At 56.5% G+C, this 13245-nt stretch carries 13 protein-coding genes; 11 read left to right on the forward strand and 2 right to left on the reverse strand.

Features of this window, described 5'->3' with window-relative positions; genetic code table 11:
- Positions 1-77 precede the first annotated feature (77 nt).
- From ugpA to ugpQ, 4 genes are read left to right on the forward strand one after another with little or no spacing between them, the layout of a single operon-like run.
- Entirely contained in the window at positions 78-965 is an 888-nt protein-coding gene (ugpA, locus tag GYRE_RS06115) for a sn-glycerol-3-phosphate ABC transporter permease UgpA (RefSeq protein ID WP_038253857.1), read from the forward strand.
- Positions 962-1807, forward strand: a complete 846-nt coding sequence (gene ugpE / locus GYRE_RS06120) for a sn-glycerol-3-phosphate ABC transporter permease UgpE (protein WP_006817600.1) — start codon at positions 962-964, stop codon at positions 1805-1807. Before ugpA ends, ugpE begins: the two co-directional genes overlap by 4 nt.
- 1 nt (position 1808) lies before the next feature.
- On the forward strand, positions 1809-2882 hold the full coding sequence (locus tag GYRE_RS06125; RefSeq protein ID WP_038253858.1) for a sn-glycerol-3-phosphate import ATP-binding protein UgpC: 1074 nt from the start codon (positions 1809-1811) through the stop codon (positions 2880-2882).
- Entirely contained in the window at positions 2879-3619 is a 741-nt protein-coding gene (ugpQ, locus tag GYRE_RS06130; protein WP_038253860.1) for a glycerophosphodiester phosphodiesterase, read from the forward strand. The genes GYRE_RS06125 and ugpQ overlap by 4 nt, the downstream gene beginning before the upstream one ends.
- On the opposite strand, the gene GYRE_RS06135 is transcribed toward ugpQ, so the two are convergent.
- Positions 3616-3984, reverse strand: coding sequence for a DUF2756 family protein (locus tag GYRE_RS06135; RefSeq protein WP_006817597.1), 369 nt, complete (start codon positions 3982-3984; stop codon positions 3616-3618). The two genes, ugpQ and GYRE_RS06135, sit on opposite strands and share 4 nt — an antisense overlap.
- Positions 3985-4108: 124 nt before the next feature.
- Here GYRE_RS06135 and ggt point away from each other — a divergent pair, with 124 nt between their 5' ends.
- Complete coding sequence (gene ggt, locus GYRE_RS06140) at positions 4109-5848, forward strand: gamma-glutamyltransferase (protein WP_038253862.1); 1740 nt, start codon at positions 4109-4111, stop codon at positions 5846-5848.
- A gap of 40 nt (positions 5849-5888) precedes the next feature.
- Here the strand turns inward: ggt and yhhY are convergent, their stop codons facing one another.
- Positions 5889-6377 (reverse strand): N-acetyltransferase, encoded by a 489-nt coding sequence (gene yhhY, locus GYRE_RS06145; RefSeq protein ID WP_006817595.1) that lies wholly within the window; start codon positions 6375-6377, stop codon positions 5889-5891.
- 269 nt (positions 6378-6646) lie between these two features.
- Here yhhY and GYRE_RS06150 point away from each other — a divergent pair, with 269 nt between their 5' ends.
- The 6 genes from GYRE_RS06150 (at position 6647) to asd (ending at position 12995) form a co-directional block, all read left to right on the forward strand.
- Positions 6647-7684, forward strand: a complete 1038-nt coding sequence (locus GYRE_RS06150; RefSeq protein WP_038253865.1) for an oxidoreductase — start codon at positions 6647-6649, stop codon at positions 7682-7684.
- A gap of 123 nt (positions 7685-7807) precedes the next feature.
- Entirely contained in the window at positions 7808-8503 is a 696-nt protein-coding gene (locus GYRE_RS06155) for a pirin family protein (RefSeq protein ID WP_006817593.1), read from the forward strand.
- 93 nt (positions 8504-8596) lie between these two features.
- On the forward strand, positions 8597-9592 hold the full coding sequence (gene gntR, locus GYRE_RS06160) for a gluconate operon transcriptional repressor GntR (protein WP_006817592.1): 996 nt from the start codon (positions 8597-8599) through the stop codon (positions 9590-9592).
- Between the two features lie 138 nt (positions 9593-9730).
- On the forward strand, positions 9731-10261 hold the full coding sequence (gene gntK, locus GYRE_RS06165) for a gluconokinase (RefSeq protein WP_006817591.1): 531 nt from the start codon (positions 9731-9733) through the stop codon (positions 10259-10261).
- Positions 10261-11601 (forward strand): gluconate transporter, encoded by a 1341-nt coding sequence (gene gntU / locus GYRE_RS06170; RefSeq protein ID WP_006817590.1) that lies wholly within the window; start codon positions 10261-10263, stop codon positions 11599-11601. Before gntK ends, gntU begins: the two co-directional genes overlap by 1 nt.
- Positions 11602-11888: 287 nt before the next feature.
- Positions 11889-12995, forward strand: a complete 1107-nt coding sequence (gene asd, locus GYRE_RS06175; protein ID WP_006817588.1) for an aspartate-semialdehyde dehydrogenase — start codon at positions 11889-11891, stop codon at positions 12993-12995.
- The last annotated feature ends 250 nt before the right edge of the window (positions 12996-13245 follow it).

A 13245-nucleotide genomic window follows, 5' to 3' on the forward strand; every position in this document is an offset into this window, starting at 1 on the left:
CTGTTCAGAGCCGTCTTTCTCCCTCGCCCCTGTGGGGAGAGGGCCGGGGTGAGGGGAAACTAACTTAGAGTTTAACTATGTCATCATCCCGTCCGGTGTTTCGCTCCCGCTGGCTGCCTTACCTGCTGGTAGCGCCGCAGCTGCTTATCACCGTCATTTTCTTTATCTGGCCTGCGGGCGAGGCGCTGTGGTACTCGCTGCAAAGCGTCGATCCGTTTGGGCTTTCCAGCCAGTTTGTCGGCCTGGATAACTTCATTGCGCTGTTCCATGATAGCTACTACCTGGACTCGTTCTGGACGACCATCAAATTCAGCGCCATGGTGACCATCAGCGGCCTGCTGGTTTCGCTATTCTTCGCCGCGCTGGTGGATTACGTGGTGCGCGGCAGCCGTTTGTACCAGACGCTGATGCTGCTGCCCTACGCGGTGGCACCTGCCGTAGCGGCGGTGCTGTGGATCTTCCTCTTTAATCCGGGGCGCGGGCTGATTACCCATGCGCTGGCGGGGATCGGTTACGACTGGAACCACGCGCAGAACAGCGGTCAGGCGATGTTCCTCGTGGTGTTTGCTTCGGTATGGAAGCAGATTAGTTACAACTTCCTGTTTTTCTTTGCTGCGCTACAGTCTATCCCACGTTCTTTAGTCGAAGCCGCGGCGATCGACGGCGCGGGTCCGGTGCGTCGTTTCTTCAAACTCGCGCTACCGCTGATAGCACCGGTGAGCTTCTTCCTGCTGGTGGTCAACCTGGTGTACGCCTTCTTCGATACCTTCCCGGTTATTGATGCGGCGACGGCGGGCGGCCCGGTGCAGGCTACGACCACCCTCATCTACAAAATCTACCGTGAAGGCTTTGCCGGCCTCGACCTTTCCGCCTCTGCTGCGCAGTCGGTGGTGTTGATGCTGCTGGTGATTGTCCTGACGGTGGTGCAGTTCCGCTATGTTGAAAGTAAGGTGCGTTATCAATGATTGAGCATCGTCGCGGGCTGACTATCTTCAGCCACAGCATGTTAATCCTCGGCATCGCGGTGATTTTGTTCCCGCTGTACGTCGCCTTTGTGGCGGCGACCCTCGACAATCGTGCGGTGTTCGAAACCCCCATGACGCTTATTCCCGGCGGTCACTTGCTGGAGAACATGGCAACCATCTGGACCCAGGGCGTGGGGGCCAACAGCGCGCCGTTCTGGCGCATGATGTTGAACAGCTTTGTGATGGCGTTTGGCATTACGGTGGGCAAAATTGCCGTGTCGATGCTTTCTGCGTTTGCCATCGTCTGGTTCCGCTTCCCGCTGCGTAACCTGTTCTTCTGGATGATTTTTATCACCCTGATGCTGCCGGTGGAAGTGCGAATTTTCCCGACGGTTGAGGTGATTGCGAATCTGAAGATGCTCGACAGCTACACCGGCCTGACGCTGCCGCTGATGGCGTCGGCGACCGCCACGTTCCTGTTCCGCCAGTTCTTTATGACCTTGCCGGATGAGCTGATAGAAGCGGCGCGTATCGACGGCGCCTCGCCGATGCGTTTCTTCCGCGATATCGTCCTGCCGCTGTCGAAAACCAACCTTGCAGCGCTGTTCGTTATCACCTTTATCTATGGCTGGAACCAGTACCTGTGGCCGCTGCTGATCGTGCAGGACGTCAATCTCGGCACCGCTGTTGCGGGTATTAAAGGGATGATCGCCACCGGCGAAGGCACCACGCAGTGGAATCAGGTGATGGCGGCGATGCTGCTCACGCTGATCCCTCCCGTTGTTATTGTATTAGCCATGCAGCGCGCGTTCGTGCGTGGTTTAGTGGACAGTGAGAAATAAGATGGCTGGTTTAAAATTACAGGCAGTAAGCAAAAGCTGGGACGGCGGTAAGACACAGGTCATCCAACCGCTGACGGTGGACGTGGCCGACGGTGAGTTTATCGTGATGGTCGGGCCTTCCGGCTGTGGGAAATCGACCCTGTTGCGCATGGTGGCCGGGCTTGAACGGGTGACCAGCGGCGACATCTGGATTGACCGCCAGCGCGTGACCGAAATGGAGCCGAAGGATCGCGGCATTGCGATGGTGTTCCAGAACTACGCCCTGTACCCGCACATGAGCGTGGAAGAGAACATGGCGTGGGGGTTAAAAATCCGCGGCATGGGCAAAGAGCATATCGCCAGCCGTGTGCAGGAAGCGGCGCGTATTCTGGAGCTGGATGGCCTGCTGAAGCGCCGCCCGCGCGAGCTCTCCGGCGGCCAGCGCCAGCGTGTGGCGATGGGGCGCGCCATTGTGCGTGACCCGGCGGTGTTTCTGTTTGATGAACCGCTATCAAACCTCGATGCCAAGCTGCGGGTGCAGATGCGCCTTGAGCTGCAGCAACTGCACCGCCGTCTCAATACTACCTCGTTGTACGTGACTCACGACCAGGTAGAAGCGATGACGCTCGCCCAGCGGGTGATGGTGATGAACAAGGGCATTGCCGAGCAGATTGGCACACCGGTTGAGGTGTACGAGAAACCGGCCTCGCGCTTTGTGGCAAGCTTTATCGGCAGCCCGGCGATGAACCTGCTGGATGGGCGAATCAGCACCGGCGGCACCCATTTTGAGCTCGAAAGCGGTATGGCGCTGCCAATAAGCTGGCAGTTCCGCGGCTATGCCGGGCGCAGGATGACGCTGGGTATCCGCCCGGAACATATTGGGGTAAGCTCGCAGACGGAGGGCGGTATCCCGCTGGTGCTGGATACGCTGGAAATTTTGGGTGCCGATAACCTGGCGCACGGGCGTTGGGGAGCGCAGAAGCTGGTGGTCAGATTGCCGCATCAGCAGCGCCCTCAGGCGGGCAGCACGCTGTGGCTGTACCTGCCGGAGAATCATCTGCATCTGTTTGATGGAGAAACAGGATTACGCGTATGAGCCACTGGCCTTATCCTCATATCGTCGCCCACCGTGGCGGCGGTAAGCTCGCCCCGGAGAACACCCTGGCGGCGATTGATGTGGGTGCGCAGCACGGGCACACCATGATTGAATTCGATGCCAAGCTGTCGCAGGACGGTGAAATCTTCCTGCTGCATGACGACACCCTTGAGCGCACCAGCAACGCCTGGGGCGTCGCGGGTGAACTGCCGTGGCAGACACTGGCGAAAGTGGATGCCGGGAGCTGGTTCAACGGCTCCTTCAAAGGTGAACCGTTACCGCGGCTCTCAGAAGTGGCCGACCGCTGCCGTGAGCACGGCATGATGGCCAATATTGAAATTAAACCGACCACCGGCCTTGGGCCATTAACCGGCAAGGTTGTGGCGCTGGCGGCGCGCGAGCTGTGGCGCGGGATGACCGCACCGCTGCTCTCGTCGTTTGAAATTGATGCGCTGGAAGCGGCGCAGGCGGCGGTACCCGAGCTGCCGCGCGGCCTGCTTTTAGATGAGTGGCGTGACGACTGGCAGGCGCTGACGACGCGTCTTGGCTGCGTGTCGATTCACCTCAACCATCGTTTGCTGGATGAGGCGCGTGTACGGCTGCTGAAAGACGCGGGATTGCGAATTCTGGTGTACACCGTGAACAAACCCCAGCGGGCGGCCGAGCTGCTGCGCTGGGGTGTGGACTGTATCTGTACCGATGCGATTGACGTCATCGGGCCGGATTTCCAGCCTTAAGGCGTGCTGTTGTTCAGCATGTCACCATTCTGACGCGGCGGTAGCATGTGCTGCTGACCGCTGTTCTGCGATCCACCGTTGAGCATCCCGCCGTTGGTGTTCGGCAGCGTCTGATTACCCTGCAGGGCACGCTGGCTATTGTTATTCAGCTGGTTCTGCAGATTCTGTTGCTGCATCTGATTCTGCGTCTTCACCTGCTGGTTTAACATCCCTTTCTGCTGCTGTTGCTGAATGTACATATCATTCTGCATACGCTGCGTGCTTGGGTTCTGGAAGCCCGGCTGGTTCGGATTATTGGTGAGGTTCAGTGGCTGTGCAAGAGCAGCAAAAGGGAGCAATGCTGCTATCAGTAATAATCGTTTCATTCTCGTCTCCTCCTTCTGAGGCTTATCTTAAGTTTACCTCGATTCCGCCATAACGATGATTTTTTAGGAGTTCTGAACCAGGCTTAAGCGGGAGCATAAACCCTGATACCTGGAGATAATAACAATGATTAAACCTGCTTTTTTGCGTTGGATGGCGGTCGCTGCCTTACTGGCGGGCAGCACGTTTGCGGCGGCGGCACCCCCTCCGCCTCCGGTTTCTTATGGCGTTGAAGAAGATGTTTTCCACCCGGTACGTTCGCAGCATGGAATGGTGGCCTCGGTGGATGCGCTGGCGACGAACGTCGGCGTGGAGATCCTCAGGCAGGGCGGTAACGCCGTTGATGCCGCCGTTGCCGTCGGCTATGCGCTGGCGGTCACGCATCCGCAGGCCGGGAACCTCGGCGGTGGCGGTTTTATGATGCTGCGCACCAAAGACGGAAAAACGACGGCGATTGATTTCCGCGAGATGGCACCGGCTCAGGCCTCGCGGGATATGTTCCTCGATGGCCAGGGCAACCCGGACAGCAAAAAATCTCTCACTTCGCATCTGGCTTCCGGCACCCCGGGCACGGTTGCTGGCTTCTCGCTGGCGCTGGAGAAATACGGCACGCTACCGCTCAATAAGGTGATCCGCCCGGCTATCAAGCTCGCGGAAGAGGGTTTTGTGGTGAATGATGCGCTGGCAGACGATCTCAAGGTCTACGGTAGTGAAGTGATCCCGCAGCATGAAAACAGCAAAGCTATTTTCTGGAAAGACGGCGAGCCGCTGAAAAAGGGCGACCGGCTGGTGCAGAAGAATCTTGGCAAAAGCCTGGAGCTTATCGCCGAGCACGGTCCCGACGCGTTCTATCAAGGGGCCATCGCCGATCAGATAGCCGAAGAGATGCACAAAAACGGCGGACTTATCAGCAAAGCCGATCTGGCAGATTATAAGGCTATTGAGCGCACGCCGATAAGCGGAGACTACCGCGGATACCAGGTGTTCTCCATGCCACCACCGTCCTCTGGCGGTATTCACATCGTACAGATCCTGAATATCCTCGAGAACTTCGACCTGCATAAATACGGTTTCGGCAGCGCCGACGCGATGCAGATTATGGCGGAGGCCGAGAAGCACGCCTATGCCGACCGTTCTGAGTATCTGGGGGACCCGGATTTCGTGAAGGTGCCGTGGCAGGCGTTGACCAGCAAAGCCTACGCTAAATCGATTGCCGACCAGATTGATGTGAATAAAGCGAAACCATCGAGCGAAATTCGCCCCGGCAAGCTGGCGCCGTACGAAAGCAATCAGACCACCCACTTCTCGGTGGTCGATAAAGACGGTAACGCGGTAGCGGTGACCTATACGCTCAACACCACCTTCGGTACCGGGATTGTGGCAGGTAACTCCGGTATTCTGCTGAACAACGAAATGGATGACTTCTCGGCGAAGCCAGGCGTGCCGAACGTCTACGGGCTGGTCGGCGGTGATGCCAACGCGGTAGGGCCGAAAAAGCGCCCACTTTCGTCGATGTCGCCGACAATCGTGGTTAAAGATGGCAAAACCTGGCTGGTGACCGGTAGTCCTGGCGGCAGCCGCATCATTACCACCGTGCTGCAAATGGTGGTGAACAGCATTGATTTTGGGATGAACGTCGCCGAAGCGACCAACGCCCCGCGTTTCCACCATCAGTGGCTGCCGGATGAGCTGCGCGTTGAGAAGGGCTTTAGCCCGGACACGCTGAAAATGCTGGAGCAGAAGGGGCAGAAAGTGGCGTTGAAAGAGGCGATGGGTAGCACCCAGAGCATTATGGTCGGCCCGGACGGCACGCTGTACGGTGCCTCGGACCCGCGTTCGCCGGGGGATTTAACGGCGGGATATTAAGGTAGCAACCCCTCTCCCTACAGGGGAGAGGGGCAAAGCATTACTTCATCCGCGCCATGAAATAGGCATCAACATATTCACCGTTACGCAGCGCGTACTTCTTACCGGTACCTTCAATCTCGAAGCCAAATTTCTGGTACACCGCCACCGCAGGGGCGTTGTCGACAAAGACCGTCAGCTCAATGCGATCAACCCGCAGCCAGTTGTCGCACATGTCGATCATCGCACGCATCATGGCGCTTGCCACACCGCGGTTCTGCCACTGTGCGCCAACGCAGATACCGAAATCAGCGACGTGGCTGCGGCGCGGGCGCGGGCTCACCTCAATACCAAGGTGCCCGACGACCACATCATCGATACAGGCAACAAGCTGTTTGACGCCCGGTTTGTCGCCTAGCCGGTCATGCCACATCTGCTCAGAAGGATGAGGAACCTGTAGCGTGTTGTGATACACCTCCGGCTGGGCGTGGATCTGACGAATCGCGTCGTAATCTTTCGGTTCAGCGTGGCGTATCACTATCTCGCTCATTCCTAATCTCCTCATGGTTAATATCCTCTTTACAGTCGCTGAGAATAAAAAATGCGTCAACGCCTAAATTTTTCAAAAATCAGTAGACAAGCGAGAATGATAATGATTATTATTACTGTGCGTTCAGGAACACCCCTGTGGGAAACCTGAAAGCACGACATTGCTCACATTGCTTCCAGTATTACTTTTATAGCCAGCCGGGTGCTGGCTTTTTTTTATCCTTATCTTGCGCTAAGGTATGCTGAGTTACCTTCATAAAGGACAGCATCATGACCTTGCACTGCGCATTCATCGGGTTTGGTAAGAGCACCACCCGTTACCATCTTCCCTATGTGCTTAACCGTAAAGACAGCTGGCATGTGGCGCACATTTACCGCCGCAGCGCGAAGCCGGAAGAGCAGCAACCGCAGTATCAACACATCCACTTCACCAGCTCACTCAACGATGTTTTTGACGATCCAAAGGTCAAATTGGTTATCGTCTGTACCCATGCAGACAGCCACTTCGAGTACGCCCGCCGCGCGCTGGAAGCCGGGAAAAACGTGCTGGTAGAGAAACCCTTTACGCCTTCGCTGACGGAAGCCAGGGTGCTGTTTGAACTGGCGAAAAGCAAAGGGCTCACGGTGACGCCGTATCAGAACCGTCGCTTCGACTCCTGCTTCCTCACCGCCAAAAAGGCGATTGAAAGCGGTAAATTGGGTGAAATCGTCGAAGTTGAAAGCCATTTTGATTACTACCGCCCGGTGGCAGAAACCAAACCTGGCCTGCCGCAGGATGGCGCGTTTTACGGTCTTGGTGTACATACCATGGACCAAATTATCTCTCTGTTCGGCCGCCCGGACCACGTGGCGTATGACATTCGCAGCCTGCGTAACCACGCAAACCCGGACGATACCTTCGAAGCGCAGCTGTTCTATGGCAACCTGAAGGCGATTGTGAAAACCAGCCATCTGGTGAAAATCGACTACCCGAAATTTATCGTCCACGGTACTAAAGGTTCATTTATCAAGTACGGTATCGACCAGCAGGAAACCAGCCTGAAGGCCAACATCATGCCGGGCGAACCGGGCTTTGCGGCGGATGACTCCACCGGCCCGCTGGAGTATGTGAACGACGACGGCGTGACGGTGAAAGAAGTGCTGAAACCGGAAACCGGCGACTATGGCCGCGTGTACGACGCGCTGTATCAGACCATTGCCAACGGTCAGCCGAATTACGTCAAGGAATCTGAAGTTCTCACCAACCTTGAGATCCTCGAGCGCGGCTTTGAACAGCCCTCTCCGGCGACGATATCCCTCGCCCGATAAGCCTGAATGACTCCTCTGGCTTTGTTCATATTTTTTGAACAGAGGAGTCAATTTTCACCCACTATGATCCCGGCCTGATGTGGTCCACACTTATCCCATCGAAACGAACATGGGGTGAACACAATGATCTTCTTACGCAAAGCAAACGACCGTGGCCACGCGAACCATGGCTGGCTGGATTCCTGGCATACCTTCTCTTTTGCGAACTATTACGACCCGAATTTTATGGGTTTCTCCGCGCTGCGGGTGATTAACGACGACGTGATTGATGCCGGGCAGGGGTTTGGTACCCACCCGCATAAAGATATGGAAATCCTGACCTACGTGCTGGAAGGCGCGGTAGAGCATCAGGACAGCATGGGGAACAAAGAGCAGGTGCCTGCGGGTGAATTCCAGATCATGAGTGCCGGTACCGGCGTTCGTCACTCTGAGTACAACCCGAGCAAAACTGAGCGACTGCGCCTCTACCAAATCTGGATCATTCCAGAAGAAACCGGCATCACGCCGCGTTACGAGCAGCGCCGCTTTGATGCTCTGCAGGGCAAACAGCTGGTACTGTCTCCGGATGCCCGCGATGGCTCGCTGAAAGTGTACCAGGATATGGAACTGTACCGCTGGGCGCTGGCGAAAGATGAGCAGTCTGTGCATCAGATTGCCGCAGACCGCCGCGTGTGGATCCAGGTAGTGAAAGGTAGCGTGACTATCAACGGCACCAAAGCGACGACCAGCGATGGCCTGGCCATCTGGGACGAGCAGGCGATTTCGGTTCATGCCGAAGAAGGTAGCGAAATTCTGCTGTTTGACCTGCCGCCGGTATAAATAAAATCTCAACCTTCCCCTTTCTCAGGGGAAGGTTGAGTCATCTCCGTGATAAACTGAGGGAATGTTTCTCAAGCGATTTCTCTCAGGACGATGAAAAAGAAAAGACCCGTACTTCAGGATGTAGCCGATCGCGTCGGTGTGACCAAAATGACGGTCAGCCGTTTCTTGCGTAACCCGGAGCAGGTTTCCGTGGCGCTGCGCGGCAAAATTGCGGCGGTCCTCGATGAGCTGGGTTATATCCCCAACCGCGCGCCTGACATTCTGTCGAATGCCACCAGCCGGGCGGTGGGAGTCCTGTTACCCTCCCTGACCAACCAGGTTTTCGCTGAAGTGTTGCGCGGTATCGAAAGCGTGACCGATGCACACGGCTATCAGACCATGCTTGCCCACTACGGTTATAAACCGGAGATGGAAGAGGAGCGCCTGGAATCCATGCTGTCGTGGAATATCGACGGCCTCATCCTCACCGAACGCACCCACACGGCGCGTACGCTCAAGATGATTGAGGTAGCCGGTATCCCGGTGGTTGAGCTGATGGACAGCCAATCGCCGTGCCTCGACATTGCCGTCGGCTTCGACAACTTTGAAGCAGCCCGCCAGATGACCGCCGCGATTATTGGCCGTGGTCACCGTCATATTGCCTATCTCGGCGCGCGTCTTGATGAACGTACTATCATCAAGCAGAAGGGCTACGAGCAGGCGATGAACGAAGCCGGATTAATGCCGTACAGCGTGATGATGGAGCAGTCGTCTTCGTATTCATCGGGGATCGAGCTGATGCGCCAGGCGCGTCGTGAATATCCGCAGCTGGACGGGATCTTCTGTACCAACGATGACCTTGCGGTAGGCGCAGCGTTTGAGTGCCAGCGCATGGGGCTCAAAATCCCTGATGATATGGCGATTGCCGGTTTCCACGGCCACGATATCGGGCAGGTGATGGAGCCGCGTCTGGCGAGCGTCCTGACCCCGCGTGAACGTATGGGACAGATTGGCGCAGAGCGCCTGCTGGCGCGCATTCGTGGTGAAGCAGTGACGCCGAAGATGTTAGATTTAGGTTTCACGTTGTCACCGGGCGGATCTATTTAGCGCGACAACTTTGATGTAGCTCACACTTATTAATTTCCCGCACGAATGGAGATTGCTTCTCTGCAAGCCGGGGAAGACAATGTTACCGATAACTGTTACCCGTAACAATGTGATTAACTGTGCTGTGGGAGCTATACAATGAGCACGACTAACCATGATCACCACGTTTACGTCCTGATGGGCGTATCCGGCAGTGGCAAATCCGCTGTCGCAAGCGAAGTGGCGCATCAACTGAATGCCGCGTTTCTTGATGGCGACTTTCTCCATCCGCGCAGCAACATTGTCAAAATGGCTTCCGGCGAGCCGCTGAACGACGACGATCGCAAACCCTGGCTGCAGGCGCTGAACGACGCCGCTTTCGCCATGCAGCGCACCAACAAAGTGTCGCTGATTGTCTGCTCGGCGCTGAAAAAAACCTATCGCGACATCCTGCGCGATGGCAACCCTAACCTCTCTTTCATCTACCTGAAAGGCGATTTCGATCTCATCGAAAGCCGTCTGAAGGCCCGCAAAGGTCACTTCTTCAAAACCCAGATGCTGGTAACGCAGTTTGAAACCCTGCAGGAGCCGGATGCGAAGGAAAGTGATGTGCTGATCGTGGATATCGATCAACCGCTGGACGGCGTTGTCGCCAGCACCATTGAGGTGATCAACAAAGGCCGTAAATAGTGAGTACGTTAACGCTGGTGTTAACAGCAGTCGGTTCAGTTCTGCTGCTGCTGTTTTTGGTCATGAAGGCGCGTATGCACGCCTTTGTGGCATTGATGGTGGTTTCTATTGGCGCGGGTCTGTTTTCGGGAATGCCTCTCGATAAAATCGCCGCCACGATGGAAAAAGGGATGGGCGGTACGCTGGGCTTCCTGGCTATCGTCGTGGCGCTTGGCGCCATGTTTGGCAAAATTCTTCATGAGACCGGGGCGGTCGACCAGATTGCCATCAAAATGCTGAAGTCGTTCGGCCACAGCCGGGCGCACTATGCGATTGGTCTTGCCGGGTTAATCTGCGCCTTGCCGCTGTTCTTTGAAGTGGCGATTGTGCTGCTGATTAGCGTCGCCTTCTCCATGGCGCGCCATACCGGCACCAACCTGGTGAAGCTGGTTATCCCGCTGTTTGCCGGGGTGGCGGCTGCTGCTGCATTTCTGCTACCGGGGCCTGCGCCGATGCTGTTGGCTTCCCAGATGCACGCCGACTTTGGCTGGATGATCCTGATTGGCCTGTGTGCGGCGATTCCGGGGATGATTATTGCCGGACCGCTGTGGGGCAATTTCATCAGCCGCTACGTTGAGCTGCACATTCCGGACGATATCAGCGAGCCGCACCTGGGCGAAGGTAAAATGCCTTCCTTTGGCTTCAGCCTGGCGCTTATCCTGCTGCCGCTGGTGCTGGTTGGCTTGAAAACTATCGCAGCGCGCTTCGTGCCGGTGGGATCTTCTGCCTACGAATGGTTCGAGTTTATCGGCCATCCGTTCACGGCGATCCTCGTGGCCTGTCTGGTGGCGATTTACGGCCTGGCGATGCGTCAGGGAATGCCGAAAGACAAAGTGATGGAAATTTGCGGTCATGCGCTGCAGCCTGCGGGTATCATTCTGCTGGTGATCGGGGCTGGTGGCGTGTTCAAACAGGTGCTGGTTGACTCCGGCGTTGGTCCGGCGCTCGGTGAAGCCCTGACCGGCATGGGCCTGCCGATTGCGCTTACCTGCTTCGTGCTGGCGGCGGCCGTGCGCATCATCCAGGGTTCCGCGACCGTTGCCTGTCTGACGGCGGTAGGGCTGGTGATGCCGGTGATTGAACAGCTGAACTTCAGCGGCGCACAGATGGCGGCACTCTCTATCTGTATCGCAGGTGGTTCTATCGTGGTGAGCCACGTGAACGACGCCGGTTTCTGGCTGTTTGGTAAATTTACCGGCGCCACCGAAGCGCAAACGCTGAAAACCTGGACCATGATGGAAACCATCCTCGGCACCACCGGTGCCATCATCGGGATGATTGCTTTCCAGCTCCTGAGCTAAAACCCAGGCCCGGCGGGACCTCTCGTCGGGCCAGTTCTCGTATTACCCCTCATAAAAACCGCTCAGCCGAGAATAAAATCCATAATCTCGATCAACAAAGCGGCTGCGGAAAATGTTCCCTCCGTCACCTTTTTGCCCCGATAATCCCGTTGAATTAGCGCCTTTTCTGATGAGAGAACGATCATTGATTAATTTCACTTGCGACTTTGGCTGCTTTTTGTAATGTGAGGGATATCCCAGTTTCAACTGGCTCGCACAACAGCACACACCTCTGCAGGAAAAACGCTATGAAAAACGTTGGTTTTATCGGCTGGCGCGGTATGGTCGGCTCTGTTCTCATGCAACGCATGGTAGAAGAGCGCGATTTCGACGCCATTCGCCCGGTCTTTTTCTCCACCTCCCAGCTGGGACAGGCGGCACCGACATTCGGTAACGCAACCGGTGGAACACTTCAGGACGCTTACTCTCTGGAAGCACTGAAGGCACTCGACATTATCGTCACGTGCCAGGGCGGCGATTACACCAACGAGATTTACCCGAAGCTGCGTGAAAGCGGCTGGCAGGGCTACTGGATTGACGCCGCCTCTTCACTGCGAATGAAAGATGACGCCATCATCATTCTCGATCCGGTGAACCAGCAGGTCATCACCGACGGGCTGAACAACGGCGTGAAAACCTTCGTGGGCGGCAACTGTACCGTCAGCCTGATGCTGATGTCGCTCGGCGGCCTGTTTGCCAACGATCTGGTGGACTGGGTCTCTGTTGCCACCTATCAGGCCGCCTCCGGCGGCGGTGCGCGCCATATGCGTGAACTGCTGACCCAGATGGGGCAACTGCATCACCACGTGGCGGATGAGCTGGCGAACCCGGCTTCGGCCATCCTCGATATCGAGCGTAAAGTCACCAGCCTGACCCGTAGCGGCGAGCTGGCGGTTGATAACTTCGGCGTACCGCTGGCGGGTAGCCTGATCCCGTGGATCGACAAACAGCTCGACAATGGCCAGAGCCGCGAAGAGTGGAAAGGGCAGGCGGAAACCAACAAGATCCTCAACACCGCGAACGTCATTCCGGTCGATGGCCTGTGTGTCCGCGTTGGCGCTCTGCGCTGCCACAGCCAGGCGTTTACCATCAAACTGAAAAAAGATGTTTCTATCCCGACCATCGAAGAACTGCTGGCCGCGCATAACCCGTGGGCAAAAGTGGTGCCGAACGATCGTGATATCACCATGCGCGAACTGACCCCGGCGGCGGTAACCGGCACGCTCACCACGCCGGTCGGTCGTCTGCGTAAACTGAATATGGGGCCGGAGTTCCTCTCCGCCTTTACCGTTGGCGACCAGCTGTTGTGGGGCGCCGCAGAGCCATTACGCCGCATGCTCCGGCAGTTGGCGTAACATTTGCTAAACAACTATGGGGTGCGCTGACACCCCTTTTTTTGCGTAATACAAGGAGTAAGCGCAGATGTTTTATTTTTTTACCAGGAGTCAATAAAGCGTTGGCTATGCTTTAAGCAGGGGTACTGAGCAGGAACCTTGCCTGAAGGTAGGACGGAGCAGAGAGGATGCACGATGTGCTGCGCCGTTCGGGTCAAAAATGTCGCCACCGGTCTGGAAACAGGCGACACACATAAAACAGGATGAGCAC

The organism is Yokenella regensburgei ATCC 49455 (assembly GCF_000735455.1).
In the GTDB taxonomy this organism is placed as follows: Bacteria; Pseudomonadota; Gammaproteobacteria; order Enterobacterales; family Enterobacteriaceae; genus Yokenella; species Yokenella regensburgei.